Source organism: Nocardia sp. NPDC051756 (assembly GCF_040681495.1).
Classification (GTDB): Bacteria; Actinomycetota; Actinomycetes; order Mycobacteriales; family Mycobacteriaceae; genus Nocardia.
In genome coordinates this window covers 90442-106729 of record NZ_JBFAYV010000016.1, presented here as the reverse complement: position 1 = coordinate 106729, position 16288 = coordinate 90442, and the positions used below count along the sequence as shown (strand labels likewise).

The following is a 16288-nucleotide window of genomic DNA, read 5'->3' as shown; positions in this document are numbered from 1 at the left end:
TGCGCGGCGTGAACTAGCGGACGACGATGTGTTCGGCGCGCATCGAGTCCTTCACCTGACCGATGGTGAGGTCGCCGAAGTGGAACACACTCGCCGCCAGCACCGCGTCCGCGCCCGCCTGCACCGCCGGAGCGAAGTGCTCGACCGCGCCCGCACCGCCGCTGGCGATGACCGGAACGGAGACCGCGGCGCGGACGGCACGGATCATCCGCAGGTCGAAGCCCGCCTTGGTGCCGTCGGCGTCCATCGAGTTGAGCAGGATCTCGCCGACGCCCAATTCGGCTCCGCGCGTGGCCCATTCGACGGCGTCGAGGCCGGTGCCGCGCTTGCCGCCGTGCGTGGTGACCTCCCAGCCGGAGGGCGTCGCGGGCTGTCCTTCCGGCACCGTCCGCGCGTCCACCGACAGCACGATGCACTGCGAGCCGAAGCGTTCCGACATCTCGCGCAACACCTCGGGCCGCGCGATCGCGGCGGTGTTCACCGAAACCTTGTCCGCCCCGGCGCGCAGCAGCCGGTCGACGTCGTCGACCGTGCGCACCCCGCCGCCGACGGTGAGCGGAATGAAGATCTGCTCGGCGGTGCGGGTCACCACGTCGATCATGGTGCCGCGATCGCCGGTGGAGGCGGTGACATCCAGGAAGGTCAGCTCGTCGGCGCCCTGCGCGTCATAGGTCGCGGCCAGCTCGACGGGATCGCCTGCGTCGCGCAGGTTTTCGAAGTTCACGCCCTTGACCACCCGGCCCGCGTCGACGTCCAGACACGGAATCACGCGTACCGCCAACGTCATTGCCTCACCCTTCCTCCGCGGCCGCCGGATCGGCGACCGTGCAGATCATGTCGAGCAGTTCCTCGTGCACGCCCGGCGCGGCGGCCAGCACCGAACCCGAGGTGATGGTCCACGGCGCGCCGGCCAGGTCGGTGACCACGCCGCCCGCGGCGCGGATCAGCGCGACGCCCGCGGCGTTGTCCCACGGGTGATGGCCGAACACGATGGCGCCGCCGAGCACGCCGGCCGCGGTGAACGCCAGGTCGATGCCGGTGGACCCGTGCATGCGCACCCGCGAGGAGAGCCGGCTGAGCGGGCCGAGCAGATCGAACCGGAACTGCCCCGGAATCCGCCCCTGCGCATCGACATTGAACGCGCCGAAGCCGATCATCGCCTCGGCCAGCTTGCCGTGCGGCAGCGGCGGCAGCGGTTGCCCGTTGAGCTGCACCGGTCCGCCGGTGATCGCGGCGTAGCGCTGCCCGAGCAGCGGCAGCCAGGTCAGGCCGAGCACCGGCTCGCCCTCGTGCACCAGCGCGAGCAGCATGCCCGAAAGCGGGTGCCCGGACGAGTAATTGAACGTTCCGTCGATCGGATCGAGCACCCACGCGGTGCCGGACACGAGCTGTGGTCCGCCGAATTCCTCACCGTGCACCTTGATTCCGGTGCGCTGCTCCAGCTCGGCGGAGATGGTGCGTTCCAGCTCCAGGTCGAGTTCGGTGGCGAAGTCGTTGCGTCCCTTGGTCACCGCGCTCGGCGCGCCGACCCCCTCGATGAAGCGTGAGGTGACCGAGTCCAGGATCTCGCGGGCGACCGCGAGCAGAGCCGATAGGTCCGGGCTCATCTCACCGCGGCCAGCGCCTCGGGCAGCGTGAACCGGCCCGCGTAGAGCGCCTTGCCGACGATCGAACCCTCGACGCCCTCGGGCACCAGTTCGGCGATCGCGATCAGGTCCTCGACGGTGGAGACGCCGCCGGAGGCGATGACCGGCGCGTCGGTGGCGTTGCACACCTCGAGCAGCAGGTCCAGGTTCGGGCCGGTCAGCGTGCCGTCCTTGGTGACGTCGGTGACCACGTAGCGCGAGCAGCCGTCCCGCTCCAGGCGCTCCAGCACCTCCCACAGGTCGCCGCCGTCGCTGACCCAGCCGCGGCCGCGCAGCCGGTACTCGCCGTCGATGATCCGCACGTCCAGGCCGACCGCGACGCGTTCGCCGTGCTTGGCGATGGCCTTGGCGCACCAGATCGGATCCTCCAGCGCGGCGGTGCCGAGGTTCACCCGGGCGCACCCGGTGGCCAGCGCGGCCTCCAGGGTGTCGTCGTCGCGGATGCCGCCGGACAGCTCCACCTTGACGTCGAGTTCGCCGACCACACCGGCCAGCAGTTCACGATTCGAGCCACGGCCGAAGGCGGCGTCCAGGTCGACCAGATGCACCCACTCCGCGCCGGCGCGCTGCCATTCCAGGGCGGCGTCGCGCGGCGAGCCGTAGCTGGTTTCGCTCCCGGCCTCTCCCTGCACGAGGCGCACGGCCTCTCCATTGGCAACATCGACGGCGGGTAGCAGCACAAGACTCACGCGACCACCTTAGTAGTTAGCTCCACTCGCCCGGTCCCCGGCCTGCGGATATAGGAGTCGGATCACCGATCGAGGATCCGAGTGAGCAGGCGGACCAGTTCCGCGCGCTCCGCGGGGTCGAGACCGGCCAGGAGTTCGTCCTGGGCGCCGGCCAGTCGCTCGTCCAGCTCGGCGAGATGGGCGGTGCCCGCATCGGTGATGGTGACGATCTTGCGCCTGCGGTCGCCCTCGTCCGGGCTGCGCTCGACGAAGCCGCGGCCGGCCAGCTCGTTCACCGTGGCGACGATGTCGCTGCGATCGATCCGGGTACGCCTACCCAGGTCGGCCTGGCTGATCGAGCCGAACTCGCCGAGCGCCGCGAGTAGGGCGTAGTGGTAGCGCCGCGAGCCGGTGGCGGTCAGCGCCCGCTCGGTTGCCCGATTGGCGACGAGGGCGACCTGATTGACCAGCCGGGTGGGCAGCGCCCGCAGCCTGGCTGGAGCGCCCTCGTGCGAGATCTCCATGCCAGCAATCTAACTCTTGTTGGTCGCACCCACAATATGTTCACGTTCGCGCGACCACCGTCAGCGGGCCTGGGCGGCCAGCACCCGGCGGCGGTAGCAGACCAGCGCGGCGGCCACCGCGAACAACGCGGTCAGCGCCGCCGCCAGCACCCGGAACCCCTCCCCGATCTGGAATTCCGTTGCGGCCCGTTCGATCTCGGCGAGGGTGTGCTTGTCCCGATCGTCGAACAGGATCGTGGCCCGCGGCCACTCGTAGAGCACCGACAGCAGGAACTGCCCGCTGATCAACGAGACCAGCGACAGCCCCGTCCACCGCAACCCGACCCGATACCGCACCGCCGCCACGAGCGCGAGCACCGCGCATAGCGTCAGCACACCACCGAGCGGCCGCATCACGTCACCGACGCTGACCACGCTCATGAACTGCTGGGTCAACGCCAGCGACTCCGGAACATCGCGAAAGATGTTGGGATACAACAGCAATGTCTCCGCCGCGGCGGTGCCGAAGACGAAACACGCGACCACGGCGTACCCGGTCAGCACGACCAACGGGACTGTGACGCTCCTCATAGCGGCCTCCTCGGATCGACCGTAGATCCACGCGGCCACAAGCGAATCCGGTAACCACCCGGATATTCGGCGCGGACGAGTCAGGGTCTCCCCGGAGACGCCGGCCACGACCAACTCCGCGGGCAGCCCCCGCGACCGGGAAATCGCCGGTAGTGTCTCGCCACGGCGACCACTCCGGTCGCCGACTCCGCACTCTCCCTAGGGATCTCGTATGTCGCGCTCGACCCTGCCTGCCGTGCTCCTGATTTCGGCTGCCACCTGCACCGCGGTGCTGGCCACCGCGCAGACCGCCGCGGCAGCCCCGCCCGAGGAGGCGCGGCTGGCCGGCTGCGATTTCGGCACTGTCGCGGGGACTTACGACTACGCGCGCTTCGACGAGCACGTCGGCAAGATGCTCGACATCACCACCGGCATGTTCCGCGCGGAATTCGAGGAGGCCCGGCCGACCATTCAGGCCAACGCCGCCGCCAGCCACACCCGCGCGACGGTCGACTCGGTGGACTGCCGGACCGTCTCCGGCGACGAGGCCCGCGCGGACGTGACCGTCGACGTGGTGCGGACGACGACCAGCGACGAAACCGGCGGTCTGCCGAAGACCAACAAGATGTCGCTGCTGATCACCGTCGAGAACGTGAACGGCCGCTGGCTGGTCAACCGGGCCGAAACCCGGTAGGCCCGTTCGGCTTACAGCGACTGCACCCAGTTGTGCAGCAGCTGGGCCCCGGCGTCGCCGGACTTCTCCGGGTGGAACTGGGTCGCCGAGAGCGGCCCGTTCTCCACCGCGGCGAGGAACGGCACGCCGTGCTCGGCCCAGGTCAGCTTGGGCGCGGCGAAGTGCTCGCCCGGCGGCAGATCCCAGGTCTGAGCGGCGTAGGAGTGCACGAAGTAGAACCGCGCCTCCTGGTCCAGCCCTGCGAACAGCACGCTGTCCCGCGGCGCCGACACGGTGTTCCAGCCCATGTGCGGCAGCACCGGCGCGGACAGCCGTTCCACCACGCCGGGCCATTCCGCGCAGCCGTCGGTCTCCACGCCGAACTCCACGCCGCGTTCGAACAGGATCTGCATGCCGACGCAGATGCCGAGCACCGGACGACCACCGGCCAGGCGCTGGCCGATCATCCGCTCGCCCCGCACCTTTCGCAGTCCGGCCATGCAGGCGGCGTACGCGCCGACGCCGGGCACGACCAAACCGTCGGCGGCCAAGGCGATCTCCGGATCGGCGGTTACCTCGACCTTCGCGCCCGAGCGAACCAGCGCGCGCTCGGCGGAGTGCAGATTGCCCGAACCGTAATCGAGCAGGGCAACAGACTTCAACGTCACAACGTTCCCTTCGTCGAGGGAATACCTTGCACCCGCGGGTCGAGCTCGACCGCGGCACGCAAAGCCCTTGCCACCGCCTTGAATTCGGCCTCGGTGACGTGGTGCTGGTCGCGGCCGTACAGCACCCGCACGTGCAGCGCGATGCGCGCGTTCAACGCGATCGACTCGAAGACGTGGCGGTTGAGCACGGTGGAATACGGTGCGCCGGGACCGGAGCCGGGGATCACCGCGTGCAGCAGGTGCTCCGGCTCGCCGGTGTGCACGCAGTACGGCCGCCCGGAAACGTCCACCGCGGCGTGCGCCAGCGTCTCGTCCATCGGGATGTAGGCGTCACCGAACCGGCGGATGCCGACCTTGTCCCCCAACGCCTTTCCCAGCGCCTGGCCGAACACGATCGCGGTGTCCTCCACCGTGTGGTGGGCCTCGATCTCGGTGTCGCCCTCGGCCCGCACGGTCAGGTCGAAGCTGGCGTGCGCGCCCAGCGCGGTCAGCATGTGGTCGTAGAACGGGACGCCCGTGGCGATTTCGGTCTTGCCGGAGCCGTCCAGGTCCAGCTCGACCACGATGCTGGACTCTTTGGTGACACGCTCGACCCGCGCGATTCGGTTCATGATTGGTTCCTCCACAGGCGGATTCATCGGGGCGTCACGTCGGTGTGCACCAGAATGCGGCTGACCTTCAGGAGTTCGTCGTTCTCCGCGGCCAGCCCGATGGTGGTGCGCAGGTAGCCGGGGATGCCGACATCGCGGATCAGCACGCCATGATCAAGATACCGCTGCCAGCTCGCGGATGCGTCGGTGAACCGGCCGAACAACAGGAAGTTGGCGTCGCTCGGGATCACGTCGAAGCCGATCTCGGCCAACGCCGTCGCGACCCGATCCCGTTGCGCGGCAAGCGCTGCGACACTGCCGAGGGTTTCGTCGGCGTGCCGCAAGGCAGCCCGCGCGGCCGCCTGGGTGACCACCGAGAGGTGATACGGCAACCGCACCAGCAGCATCGCGTCGATCACCGCGGGCGCGGCGACCAGGTAGCCCAGCCGGCCACCGGCGAAGGCGAACGCCTTGCTCATGGTCCTGGTCACCACCAGCTTCGCCGGGAACCGGTCGATCAGCTCAATGGCGCTCGGCTGCGCGGAGAACTCCCCGTAGGCCTCGTCGACCACCACGATGCCCGGCGCGGCTGCCAGGATCCGCGCGAGATCATCCTGCGGAATGCTGTGTCCGGTCGGGTTGTTCGGGCTGGTCACGAAGACCACGTTCGGCGAGCGCTCCGCGATCGCCGCCACCGCGTAGTCGATGTCGAGGGCGAAGTCCGCGTTGCGCTTGGCCTCGATCCATTCGGTGTCGATGCCCTCGGAGATGATCGGGTGCATCGAGTAGGACGGCACGAAACCCAGTGCGCTGCGGCCCGGTCCGCCGAACGCCTGCAACAGCTGTTGCAGGATCTCGTTGGAACCGTTTGCCGCCCAGACGTTGTCGGTGTCGACCGCGACACCTGTCTGCCTGGTGAGGTATTCGGCCAGGTCGCTGCGCAGCGCCACCGCGTCCCGGTCCGGGTAGCGGTGCAGGTCGGCGGCGGCGATCCGGATGGACTCGGCGACGTCGTCGATCAGCGCCCGGCTCGGCGGGTGCGGGTTCTCGTTGGTGTTCAGCTGCACCGGCACGGTCAATTGCGGTGCGCCGTAAGGCTTCTTGCCGCGCAGGTTGTCCCGCAGCGGTAGGTCGTCCAGGCTGATGTCCGCGCCCGGCACGGTTGCCTGGCCGGTCATGACAGCGCCTCGAAACGCGCCTGCACGGCCTGGCCGTGGGCGGGCAGGTCCTCGGCGTTGGCCAGCGCGACCACGTGACCGGCGACATCCTTCAGCGCCGCCTCGGTGTAGTCGACGACGTGAATGCCGCGCAGGAACGTCTGCACGCTCAAACCCGAAGAGTGCCGGGCACATCCGGCCGTCGGCAGCACGTGGTTGGAGCCCGCGCAGTAGTCGCCGAGACTCACCGGCGCGTACGCGCCGACGAAAATCGCACCGGCACTGCGCACCCGGGCCGCCACCGCGGCGGCCTCGGCGGTCTGGATCTCGAGGTGTTCGGCCGCGTAGGCGTTCACCACCCGCAGGCCCTGCTCGATGTCGTCGACGAGCACCGTGCCGGACTGCTTGCCGTGCAACGCTTCCGTCACCCGGTCGGCGTGCTTCACCACGGCCAGCTGCCGGGTCAGCGCCGCGTCCACCGCGTCGGCCAGCTCCGCGCTGTCGGTGACCAGCACGCTGGCCGCGAGCACGTCGTGCTCGGCCTGGCTGATCAGGTCCGCCGCCACATGCACCGGGTCGGCGGTCGCGTCGGCCAGGATGGCGATCTCGGTCGGGCCTGCCTCGGCGTCGATGCCGACCAGGCCGCGGCACAGCCGCTTGGCCGCGGTCACGTAGATGTTGCCGGGCCCGGTGATCAGGTCGACCGGCTCCAGCTGCGCCCCGTCGGTGTCGACGCCGCCGTAGGACAGCAGCGCCACGCCCTGCGCGCCGCCGACCGCCCACACCTCGTCGACGCCGAGCAACTGCGCGGCAGCCAGGATGGTCGGGTGCGGCAGGCCGCCGAACTGCGCCTGCGGCGGCGAGGCCACCACCAGCGAGCCCACGCCCGCGGTCTGCGCGGGCACCACGTTCATCACCACGCTGGACGGGTAGACGGCGTTGCCGCCGGGCACGTACAGCCCGACCCGCTCGACCGGCACCCAGCGCTCGGTCACCGTGCCGCCGGGCACCACCTCGGTGGTCTTGTCGGTGCGCCGCTGATCGGCGTGCACCTTCCTGGCCCTGGCGATGGACTCCTCCAGCGCCGCGCGCACGGCGGGATCCAGCTCGTCGAGCGCCTTTTCCAGCTCGGCCGCGGGTACCCGCACCGTCGCCGGGCTGACCCCGTCGAACCGCTCGCTGTACTCCTGGGCCGCCGCGACGCCACGATCCCGGATCGCCTCGACCACCGGCCGCACATAATGCAGCACCGAGTCGACGTCAACTCCCCCGCGCGGCAGCGCGGCGCGCAGCTCGGCAACGGAGGGAGTGCGACCGCGCAGATCAACGCGGGCGAGCTCGATGCGGGTAGTCATGTGGTGTCGATCCTTGTCTTCAGCCGAATCCGCAACAGGAAAGTTGCAGCTACCAGCCTATCCGGCCGACGCCAGCCGTTATCCGCACGGTGGGCTCAGCCGAGCCCCGCGTCACACCCGCAACGCCCGGGGGCAGCGCCGACCGGCATCGGCCTTGTCGGTCGTAGCCTCCGTCATCGAGCCTGGCAGTGACCATGCCAAACAGCGATACAAACCTTGCGCGTGCGTAAAAGTACTGCCAAGCTATGACGTGGGGGGTTGTATGCAAATTCCGAAGAAGGCAGCGCCCCAACGAATTTCATCGAACTTTGGGGTTGCCATGAAGGTATTTTCTGGATTCATCACCAGTCTCGCCATCACCTGCGGGGTGGTAGCCGGGACAGCTTTTACCACTACTGCGAATGCAGAGTCGGCTAGGTGCGACTTCGGCATCGCACGCGGCTACCCATACGTCACTGTATTTGCCTCACCCACTGATGAGGCAGAGGGAGTTGTCGACTCAATCGGATATCCCACGTGCCTGGAGGATATCGGGCAGGTGACGGGCCGCCGCATCCCCTGCCCCGACGGGCGTACAGATAATCAATGGCACCAGGTTCGGATTGTCGACAACCGTCTCGTCGGCTGGGTCAGCTCGTGCTTCATCGCATGGCAGACACCATAAACAACAGCTATTAGCCCGACTAACTCTGCGCACTGATCGTTCGATACGACCGATCAGTGCGCAGTACGCTGCGACTCGCATGGCAATTGTTTGCCGCTTGGCGGAGCGACGAGCCGACGAATTCGGCTAGCGTCCTACCAGACGATCAAAACGCGAAGGCTATCGAGAAACCTACCGAGTGTCGCTATCGATGAGCAGCTTGCCACCGCTGCTCACTACCCGCAGGGTGAGCTGCTTGTCCTGTCCATCGACAACAAGGCTCGCCAGGTTCATGTCCATCGAACCGTCCGGATTATTGGTGTTGTTGACCGCTGCGATGTCGGCGAACGTATCGATCGTGTGCGAACTCCAGTACTGCCGGAACGCTTGCTCCGTGCCGTACACCTTCTGCGCCGATGGCGTGAGCTTGGACCACGATCCGGCAGCATTGTTGTAGAAGTCCACGATCAGCTGCCCCGCAGGGCCCTGAGTCACCTTCCCATCACTGGTGGTCTTGCCGGGCGTGCCGGACGGCGGAGCCGAACTCGGCCCACCGCTGGCCGCACTGGTCGCCGGCGGACCCGCATTCACCGTCGGCGCGTTCGAGTCCTTCTGACTCAGCGCGCCGATCAGGATCGCCGCCACCGCGACGACCGCGCCGATCGTGCCGCCGATGATGACGGCCTTGCTCTTGCCGCCGGACTTGCGCGGCACCGGGCGCGGCTGGGCCTGCGTGCGTGGATGGGTGGCCGTGTTCGACTGGGCGGGGCGCCGCGGCGCATGCTGCGGGCGCGGTGCGGGCCGCTGCGGGCGCTGCTGCCGTTCGGCCTGCTGCTGCACCGGCGCGGAGACCGCGGACGGGCGCAGCGCGCGGGTCGCCGATTCCGGTGCGCCGTTGCGGCGGCGCACGAAAGCCTCACTGGCGGGCACGAATCCGGCGGCCACCGGCGCGGGGCCGGAGTCGGCGAACGCGGCCAGATGGTCGAGGGCGGCCCGCATGGTCGGCCGGTCCTGCGGTTCCGGGCTGAGCAGGTCGAGCAGGAAATCCGTTGCGGGACCGGCGTTTCGCGGCTCGCTGACCTGACCGTTGGCCGCGGCGTAGAGCACCGCGAGCGGGTTGGCGTTCGCGCCGTACGGCGGTTCGCCCTCCAGCGCGTGGAAAAGAGTTGCGCCCAAGGCGAATACGTCCGAGGCGGGCGTCGGGTCCGCGCCGCGCGCCATCTCCGGTGCGAGATAGGCGGCGGTGCCGCAGATCAGGCCGGTCTCGGTGAGCGTGACGTCGCCTGCGGCGCGGGAGATGCCGAAGTCGGTGATCTTCACCGTGCCGTGGTCGTCGAGCAGGATGTTGCCCGGCTTCACATCCCGGTGCACGATGCCCGCGTCGTGCGCGGCGATCAGCGCCGAGGCGACCTGTTCACCGATCCGCGCGACCTGGGTCAACGGCAACGGGCCCTGCGCGGACAGCACGCCGGCCAGGCTGTTGGATTTGAGGTACTCCATCACCAGGCAGGGATCACCCTGATGCTCGGTGATGTCGAACACCACAATGGCGTTCGGATGCTGGAAGCGAGCGGCGTTGCGGGCCTCGCGAATGGCACGCTGGCGCACCACATCACGCTCGGCCTCGGGCAGGCTCGGCTTGATGTGGATCTGCTTGACGGCCACCGAGCGTTGCAGACGCTCGTCGATGGCACGCCAAACAACGCCTGTGCCGCCGCTACCAATCCGCTCGACCAGGCGGTAATGCTCCGCGATCAACTGACCGGTATCGATGGCGCCTACTCCGAACCTTCTCGAAATCGTGACATCCCGCATATTGCTTACAGACGCGGTCCGGGGACGAGTGTAGCGGGCCGCGCGACTTCGGTCCGCGCCAGCACGGGCATATTCTCCGCCCACATCGGCGCGCCGGAACTAATGCGCCGCCCGCAGCATCCGTCCGGCCGCGTCCACCGCGGGTCCAGAGCTGTTCGCGTCGTTGATGAATACGGCAAATGCCAGGTCATCGGCGATGCCGACGAACCAGCCGTGCGCGTGCTTGTCGTCGATGAATTCGGCGGTGCCGGTCTTGCCGAGCAAGCCGGGGATATCGCGCAACTGGGTGGCGGTTCCGACCGTGACGGTTTCCCGCATCATGGCCTTGACCTGGTCGGCGACGGTCGCGGGCAGCGCGGCCGGCGTCTTGTCCGGCGTACCCGGCTGGCCCTTGACGATCGTCGGCGCGGGCACCGAGCCGCGCGCGATGGACGCGGCGACCAGCGCCATACCGAACGGTGTCGCGGTCACCTGGCCCTGTCCGATGGCGGATTCGACCCGCAGCGCCGGGGTGTCGGCGGGCGGCACCTTGCCGGTGACGGTGGTCAGTCCGGGTGTGACGTAGTCGATGCCGAGTCCGAGTTGTGCGGCCGCGTTCGTCAGCGCGTCAGCGGGCAGTTTCACCCCGAGCTCGCCCATCGTCGTGTTGCACGAACGCGCGAACGCGGTATGTAGCGGGACCTGTCCGAGGTCGAAATTGTTGTCGTTGGGGATCTTGCGGCCCTCGATGTTCGCGACGCCCGGGCACGGCAGCACCGTGTCCGGGGTGACCGTGCCCGCTTGCAGCGCGGCCGAGACGGTCACCGTCTTGAACGTCGAACCCGGCGGGTAGAGCCCGGTGAGCGCGATCGGGCCCTGCGCGTCGGCGGCGCTGTTCTGCGCGACCGCGACGACATTGCCGGTGGACGGCTGCAACGCGACGATCGCCGCGGGCTGCGGGATCGGCGTCAGCGCCGCCTCCGCGGCCTGTTGCAGGTCGATGTTCAGCGTGGACGCGATGTCGGCGGTCGGCTTCGGATCCTGGCCGCCGACGCGCTGGGTGCCGTCGCCGGTCTGCGCGCGCACCGCCCAGCCCGCGTTGTCGTCGGCGTTCTTCTGCCACAGTTCGGCCAGCCCGGACAGGGTGGGCGAGGCCAGGGACTTGTCGTTGGTGAGCAGCCGGGTCTGCGGCGCGAGCGTGACGCCGGGCAGGCCGGACAGCTGCGCCTGGATCGGCGCCAGATCGGCGTCGCGCAGGCTGATCGCGGTGACCGGTTTGCCCTGCGCCGCAGCCAGATCCGCCTGGAGCGACTGCGCGGTGATGCCGGGCGAGATCGGGCCGAGCAGTCCGGCGAGCGCGCCGAGGTCGGCGCCGGGGCCCACGTTGACCAGCGTGACCACCTGCTGGGTCATCAACTCGCCGCCGGTGGAATCGAGGATGCGCGACGGTTGCGGGTAGACCGCGCTGTAGCTCAGCGGGCCGGCGGCCAGGCCGGGCGCGACCGTGTCCGGGTTCCACTTGACCTTCCAGCCGTCGCTGTCGTTCGCGGTGCCGGTGGTGGTGTAGGTCCACTGGGACTTGCCGTCCTTGCCCAGCTTCCAGGTGGCGGCCAGCGTGAAGGTGTTCTTGTCGATCGAGCGGACGTCGAAACGCACGTCCTTGCCGAGGCCGTCGTAGAGCTTGCCGAGCGCGTCGGCCGCCTTCGTCGGATCGTCGGTCAGCTTGGCCGCGGCCGCGACATCGTCGCGGGTCAGCGCGTCGGCGAACTGGCCTGCGACCGTGTCCGGCTGGTCCGGACCGGACGAGCAGGCGGCGAGCACGAGCGCGGGTGCGGCGAACAGGACGAGGTAATTCCGGCGGGTACGCACCCCGCCGACTGTATCCGCCGGCCCCGGCGGGGTGGGCGAGGCGGCGCCGGGGCCGGCTGGCTCATGCGGTGCGCCAGGCGCCCGTGACCAGGGCGGCGGCGTCGGTTTCGGTGAGGTCGATGGCGAACTCCGCGGACAGGATCTTCGGCAGTTCGCTCGCCTCGATCAGGCGGGTTTCGCTGGTGCCGTCCGGGCGTTCGGTGATCAGTGTGGTGCCGTCGACGGTCAGGTGCAGGTCCGGGGCGAAGTGCTGCACGTAGGGGCGGGTGGTGAACGGCGAGCGCGGCGAGGTGGAGACGAAGTGGTTGCCGACCGCGAAGTCGATGCGGTACTGCGGGGTGGTCGCGAAGGTGTAGCGGCTGATCCAGCCGTCCTTGCCGAACTGGTGCAGGACCCACAGGTCGCTGTCCAGTTCGCCGCGGGTGTATTCGAGCCGGAACTTCCACTCGCCCGCGGAGAAATCGGTTGTCTCCGTGGAGAGTTCGAACGGTTCGAGCGGGCCGGAGCCGAAGCCGACGTCGCACAGCCAGACTCGGTCGTCGTCCTCGGTCGTCACGCGCAGCAGGGCGTGCGTCGCGGGGCGCAAACCCTCGTCCGCGCCCATTGTGACCCGCGCGCTCAGCGCGGTGATGCCGAATCCGAGGCGTTCCAGTGCGGCCGCGAACAAGCCTACGTGCTCGTAGCAGTAGCCGCCGCGGCGTTGCCGAATCAGCTTGTTCTGCAACGACTCCAGGTCGAGCAGGATCGGGCGGTCGAGCAGGATCTCCAGGTTCTCGAACGGAATCGAGGTGGTGTGCGCACGCACCAGGCTGCGCAGGGTTTCCACCGTCGGCGCCCGCTCGCCGTCGAACCCGATGCGCGCCAGATACCCGTCCAGGTCCAGTTCCGCGCCGTTCCAGTGATACGCCGGGTCCGTCGGCTTGCTCATCTCACCCTCACTTCGTCGTCGGTGTCGTCAAGGTCAACCGCGGGTGGTCGCGATCCTGTTCCCGGATCGACGTCGACGCGATTCTCCCCATCGGAGTGGGCACCCCGATACGGCCACACCCCGGAACCCAGTGGAGCCGCAGAGCGGTCGCGATGCCTCGGGCAGCGTCCACGAGGTGCTAGAGCAGCACACTTCGCGTCCGAGGAGCGGAAGTTGCGGTGCTCATGCCGTGGGCGAGGTCGGCCAATCAGCTGCGACCCCGTCTGTCCATCAACCCAATCAAGCAGCACACTCGGCACCCGGTAGAGCGGGCGGCGCGGTGACGATGCCGCGGGCGATGCCAGCCAATCAGCTGCGACCCGTCCGTCCATCAACCCAATCAACCAACACACTCGGCACCCGGTAGAGCGGGCGGCGCGGTGACGATGCCGTGGGCGAGGTCGGCCAATCAGCTGCGACCCGATCCGTCTATCAACCCAATCAAGCAGCACACTCGGCACCCAGTAGAGCGGGCGGCGCGGTGACGATGCCGCGGGCGATGCCAGCCAATCAGCTGCGACCCGATCCGTCCATCAACCCAATCAACCAACACACTCGGCACCCGGTAGAGCGGGCGGCGCGGTGACGCTGCCGCGGGCGATGCCAGCCAGTTTGCTGCGATCCGATCCATCCTGGCACCCGGCGGAGCGGGCGGTGCAGTGGCGATGCCGCGGGCGATGTCGGCCAATCAGCTGCGACCCGGTCCGTCCATCAACCCGATCAACCAACACACTTGACACCCGGTAAAGCGGGCGGCGCGGCGGCGATGCTGCGGGCGAGGTCGGCCAATCAGCTGCGATCCGGTCCGTCCATCGACCCGATCAGGCGGCGCACTTGGCGTCCGGCGGTGCCGGCGGTGCGGTGGCGATCCCGTGGGCGACGTCGACCAGGTAGTCGCGATCCGGGCCGTCCTCGGGTTCGGTGCCGAGCAGCAATCGCTGGACTACGCAACCGCCCTCGAAGAACGCGGGCCCGACACTGTGATCGCCGGGGACCACCGCGCCGTACAGATCGCGCCCGGTGACGATGGTGTACATCGAAGTGGGTTTGCCCGCGGCGAGCAGTCCGGCGCGCATCTCCAGCGTCGTCGGATAGGGCACCACGTTGTCGCCGGTGCCGTGGATCAGGAACGCGCGCCGCACACTCATCCGACCGGCCACCAGTGCGGGCGAACGCTCGACATAGGCCTGCGGGCAGACAACGGGCGTGCAGCCACCCGCATCGCGTTCGATCTGCGCCGGCAGCACGGGATCGATCGCCGCCGAACCCAGCCACATCGTGAAATCGTCTGCGGGACCGTAATTGTCGACCCAGTAGTCGAACAGTCCGGGCGGAGCGTACGCCGCCGCGAGCCCACTCGTGATCCCGCCCTGACTCCATCCCCACAGCACCGTGCGCGTGATGGAAGGATGCTGATCCTTATACCACTGAGTGGACGCCACGAGGTCGCGCCAACCCGCCCACAGATTCCACTCCCCGGTACGCCACACACTGCTATCCGACCGCAGATCCATCGAAAGCACCGCCGCGCCGCTCTGCCGGGCAATCGACGTCAGATACCCCGCATAGTTGTCCGACCCGGCATCGTGCCCATGCACCGCAACAACCAGACCCGTCGGCGAAAAATCCCCCGCCCCACACCGATCCGGCTCATACACCCGCCCCGTCGCATCCTCCCCGTCCACGCTCAACGTCACCGCCCGCACCGCCACCTGCGTCCCACACCCCGGCTCCACCGAAACCGCCGGTGCGACAGCAGCAGCCAACGCAGCCACCAGCGCACCCACCGCGACCATTACGTTTCCGCGCCTCATCCTCGAATAATGGCACGCCACCAGCACGAACCGGTCACACCAGGCCTAGCCGCCACCTGCGTCCCACACCCCGGCTCAGCCGACACCGCCGGGTGCGACCGCAGTCGCCAACGCAGCCAACAGCGCACCCACCACGACCACTACGCATCCACGCCTCATCCCCGAATAAAGGAACGCCACCAGCGCAAACCGGTCACACCAGGCCTAGCCGCCACCTGCGTCCCACACCCCGGCTCCACCGAAACCGAGGGTCCGACCGCAGTCGCCAACGCAGCCAACAGCGCACCCACCACGACCACTACGCATCCACGCCTCATCCCCGAATAAAGGCACGCCACCAGCACGAACCGGTCACACCAGGCCCAGCCGCCACCCTTATGCGGCCGACAACCGGGACTGGGCCTGCCGCACACCCACTTCCCGCACCGGCACGCTCACCCAGCTCATCGAGGCGAGTCATATGGTCGCTAAAAGATCTTGCAAAGCAACCATATGACTCGCCTCGATGAGCTGGAACGACCATTTGACTCGCCTCGGCGTTCCAGAACGACCACTCGACTCGACTCGATCACCGAGAACCACCATTCGCCCCACCGTGTTTCCCAAGCCTCTCTGAACCGGACCACAGCCAAGTAACCACGCCGGAACCCCCACGCTGCCCATACCAACAGCGGGAGGTAAGCCGGGGACCCCACCCAACGCGCCCAGCACTACTCCAGTGAAAACCTGGGACAAGTCTTCAGAACCATCGACCAGGCCCTCACCACGAATCTTTCCCCTTGGAGCAGGTACACCTACCCGGTAGGTACAGCCAAGGACATCCAGGCGGTGACCTGGCCAGTGAAAACTGAAGACCTACACCGGTTTTCACTGAAGTAGTGCTGAGCACGTCGTGTGCCGTACCCGGCTTTAGCTATCAGTCAGGCACGCGGTCTCTCGTTCCAGCGTAGTCATCTGGCTGTGGTCCCGTCACAAGCGCTTCGGACAAGAGCGGGTCGGTCAGCGGCGGTTTTCGTGGTGGTTTCCTAGCGCCGCCTTCGGCGAACCTGCCTGCGAGCGCCTCACCCGCCGGTCTCCCTGAAGAGCTGCACCCTCTCTCGGGATCCGCACCGACAATAGGGCCCTAAAGTCAGTGCAAATCCCGAGTGAGGGTGCGGATTCCGCTGTCGGCGGGGCGAGGATCGCCAGATTGCCCGCAGCAGCATTTTCATTGCCCACAGCAGCATTTTCGTGGCGCTGGTAGTCGCGTCACCGATGCGGCCTGCCTGCGAAACCTCCCCCGAGCAGACATCCCCAACATCCGCACTCCCTCTCGGGATCCGCACCGAAACTAGAGCCCTAGAGTCAGTGCAAATCCCGAGTGAGGGTGCG

Annotated in this window: 14 protein-coding genes; 1 reads left to right on the top strand and 13 read right to left on the bottom strand. The window is 68.4% G+C overall.

What is annotated here, in order from left to right:
* Positions 1 to 13 precede the first annotated feature (13 nt).
* The 5 genes from hisF to AB0M22_RS42570 all read right to left on the bottom strand — a co-directional run bounded on the left by hisF (position 14) and on the right by AB0M22_RS42570 (position 3408).
* Positions 14 to 787, bottom strand: a complete 774-nt coding sequence (hisF, locus tag AB0M22_RS42590) for an imidazole glycerol phosphate synthase subunit HisF (RefSeq protein ID WP_364739036.1) — start codon at positions 785 to 787, stop codon at positions 14 to 16.
* Between the two features lie 4 nt (positions 788 to 791).
* On the bottom strand, positions 792 to 1607 hold the full coding sequence (locus AB0M22_RS42585; protein WP_364739034.1) for an inositol monophosphatase: 816 nt from the start codon (positions 1605 to 1607) through the stop codon (positions 792 to 794).
* Positions 1604 to 2335: a bifunctional 1-(5-phosphoribosyl)-5-((5-phosphoribosylamino)methylideneamino)imidazole-4-carboxamide isomerase/phosphoribosylanthranilate isomerase PriA gene (priA, locus tag AB0M22_RS42580; RefSeq protein WP_364739032.1), complete on the bottom strand. Its 732-nt coding sequence runs from the start codon at positions 2333 to 2335 to the stop codon at positions 1604 to 1606. The genes AB0M22_RS42585 and priA overlap by 4 nt, the downstream gene beginning before the upstream one ends.
* 62 nt (positions 2336 to 2397) lie before the next feature.
* Positions 2398 to 2838 carry a MarR family transcriptional regulator gene (locus AB0M22_RS42575; protein ID WP_364739030.1) on the bottom strand — a complete coding sequence of 147 codons (441 nt, stop codon included), beginning with the start codon at positions 2836 to 2838 and terminating at the stop codon, positions 2398 to 2400.
* A gap of 60 nt (positions 2839 to 2898) precedes the next feature.
* A complete protein-coding gene (locus tag AB0M22_RS42570) occupies positions 2899 to 3408 on the bottom strand; it encodes a hypothetical protein (protein WP_364739029.1) in 510 nt (169 codons plus the stop codon).
* A 211-nt stretch (positions 3409 to 3619) separates the two neighbouring features.
* Here AB0M22_RS42570 and AB0M22_RS42565 point away from each other — a divergent pair, with 211 nt between their 5' ends.
* Positions 3620 to 4081 carry a hypothetical protein gene (locus tag AB0M22_RS42565; protein ID WP_364739027.1) on the top strand — a complete coding sequence of 154 codons (462 nt, stop codon included), beginning with the start codon at positions 3620 to 3622 and terminating at the stop codon, positions 4079 to 4081.
* Between the two features lie 11 nt (positions 4082 to 4092).
* On the opposite strand, the gene hisH is transcribed toward AB0M22_RS42565, so the two are convergent.
* The 8 genes from hisH to AB0M22_RS42525 form a co-directional block, all read right to left on the bottom strand.
* Positions 4093 to 4728, bottom strand: a complete 636-nt coding sequence (gene hisH / locus AB0M22_RS42560) for an imidazole glycerol phosphate synthase subunit HisH (RefSeq protein WP_364739025.1) — start codon at positions 4726 to 4728, stop codon at positions 4093 to 4095.
* Complete coding sequence (hisB, locus tag AB0M22_RS42555) at positions 4725 to 5342, bottom strand: imidazoleglycerol-phosphate dehydratase HisB (protein ID WP_364739135.1); 618 nt, start codon at positions 5340 to 5342, stop codon at positions 4725 to 4727. The genes hisH and hisB overlap by 4 nt, the downstream gene beginning before the upstream one ends.
* Before the next feature lie 20 nt (positions 5343 to 5362).
* Positions 5363 to 6496, bottom strand: a complete 1134-nt coding sequence (locus AB0M22_RS42550) for a histidinol-phosphate transaminase (protein ID WP_364739023.1) — start codon at positions 6494 to 6496, stop codon at positions 5363 to 5365.
* Positions 6493 to 7830, bottom strand: a complete 1338-nt coding sequence (gene hisD, locus AB0M22_RS42545) for a histidinol dehydrogenase (protein WP_364739021.1) — start codon at positions 7828 to 7830, stop codon at positions 6493 to 6495. Before hisD ends, AB0M22_RS42550 begins: the two co-directional genes overlap by 4 nt.
* Positions 7831 to 8665: 835 nt before the next feature.
* Positions 8666 to 10231 (bottom strand): protein kinase, encoded by a 1566-nt coding sequence (locus AB0M22_RS42540; protein ID WP_364739019.1) that lies wholly within the window; start codon positions 10229 to 10231, stop codon positions 8666 to 8668.
* A gap of 156 nt (positions 10232 to 10387) precedes the next feature.
* Complete coding sequence (locus AB0M22_RS42535) at positions 10388 to 12136, bottom strand: penicillin-binding transpeptidase domain-containing protein (protein ID WP_364739017.1); 1749 nt, start codon at positions 12134 to 12136, stop codon at positions 10388 to 10390.
* Between the two features lie 61 nt (positions 12137 to 12197).
* A complete protein-coding gene (locus AB0M22_RS42530; RefSeq protein WP_364739014.1) occupies positions 12198 to 13064 on the bottom strand; it encodes an arylamine N-acetyltransferase in 867 nt (288 codons plus the stop codon).
* Positions 13065 to 13924: 860 nt separating this feature from the next.
* Entirely contained in the window at positions 13925 to 14917 is a 993-nt protein-coding gene (locus tag AB0M22_RS42525; protein ID WP_364739012.1) for a prolyl oligopeptidase family serine peptidase, read from the bottom strand.
* Positions 14918 to 16288: the final 1371 nt, after the last annotated feature.